This window comes from Halomonas sp. 3D7M (assembly GCF_014897885.1).
In the GTDB taxonomy this organism is placed as follows: Bacteria; Pseudomonadota; Gammaproteobacteria; order Pseudomonadales; family Halomonadaceae; genus Vreelandella.
Map to the genome: position 1 here is coordinate 1 of NZ_JABUZF010000003.1, position 1,580 is coordinate 1,580.

The 1,580-nt window shown below is 64.4% G+C and carries 1 protein-coding gene; it reads left to right on the plus strand.

The window, feature by feature from the left end:
* On the plus strand, positions 1–1,347 hold a 1,347-nt coding region (locus tag INT22_RS00025; RefSeq protein ID WP_193067424.1), incomplete at its 5' end, for an IS1380-like element ISPsp9 family transposase.
* Positions 1,348–1,580: the final 233 nt, after the last annotated feature.

The following is a 1,580-nucleotide window of genomic DNA, read 5'->3' on the forward strand; positions in this document are numbered from 1 at the left end:
TGCAACGGCTCTGTCCGTGTTGAGCTGAGCGGCCAGCGCACCACCAGCGACAGCGGCGCCCTGCTGCTGCGTGAAGCCCTCGACAACAGCGGCGTGATCGAGGCGCTGGAAGACAATCTGGTCGATCGACGCCACCCGCTGCGCATCCGTCATTCGCTGGCCAGCCAGTTGCGTACCCTGGTGCTGCAGCGTGCGATGGGCTGGATCGATCTCAGCGATACCGACACGCTGCGCCGTGACCCGCTTTGGCAGTTGGCCTGCAGCGATGCACGCGGCATGACACCCCTGGTCCAGGACCGGCCGTCTCAAGCCACGCTGTCGCGGCTGCTGAGCTGCCTCGGTCGTAACGACAATATCGATGCCGTGCACGAAGGCCTGTTGCGGCTGGTGGTCTGGCGCCTGACCTCGCTGCAGAACGGTGAACGTCCCAAACAGCTGACGCTGGACATCGATGGCCTGCCGATCGAGGTGCATGGCCATCAGGGCGGGTCGGCCTATCATGGCCTTTACGGGGCCCGCATCTACTCGCCGCTGGTCGCATCGTTGGCGGAGACCGGCGACATGGTGGGCGGCCTGCTGCGCGAGGGCAACGCCGGCCCGGCAGAGAACGCCGACACCTGGATCCCGCATCTGGTACGACGACTCAACGAGAGCACCGGGGCACAGGTTCGTGTGCGCATCGACGCCGGTTTTACCGATAACGCGACGCTGGAGGCCCTGGAGGATCGGGAGATCGAATACCTGGGCCGGTTGCGCAGTCACACCGGTCTACAGAAGCTGGCAGCACCGCTCCTGAAGCGGCCACCCGGCCGGCCACCCGAGCAGCCTCGCGAGTGGTGCCACGATCTGGAGTACCAAGCCGGCTCCTGGTCGGCACCGCGGCGCGTAGTGCTGGTGGTGCAGGAACGCCCCGATGACCTGCTGCTGCATGCCTTCTTCCTGGTCACCAACCTCAGCAAGTTCGACTGGCCGCCAGAGAAGGTCCTAGCACTCTATCGCAAGCGCGGCAGCGCCGAGGCGCACATGGGCGAGGTGAAATCAGCACTCGACGTGCATCTCTCCTCGACCGACCGCGGCGCTTCCACCGTTCAAGAGGTGATGGCCCGCAACGAAGTGAGTCTGCTACTGAGTCTCTACGCCTACCAGGTCTTGCATGGACTGCGCTGCCTCCTGGAGCGGCAGACCCGGCAAGGCTGGAGCCTCAGCCGGATGCGCGAGCAGGTGCTGAAGGTCGCCGCCACGCTGAGGCTGCACGCTCGGCGAATCACCGTTCATCTGGGTGCCGCCGCCGACAAGTGGTGGCCGACGCTGCTGAAGGGGTTGCCGAAGCTGACCGCACTGAGCTGACGCTCCTGCGAGACCACCACAGCATCAGAAAGCGAGCGATCGGAGCGGCGGTCGGCGATCACGGCTGCTTGGACGGCCGCCATTGATTCCAAAGAGCTATAAGTAAGTAGGAAAAGGGCTGCGTTCTGGCATTACTCAACAGCCACTCGCGCTGAAGATGCGAATCCTGATAAGCAATGCCAACAGCCAGTACCTTCAGACCGCTCAATCAGCGCCCTCGTGAATAAGGCGGG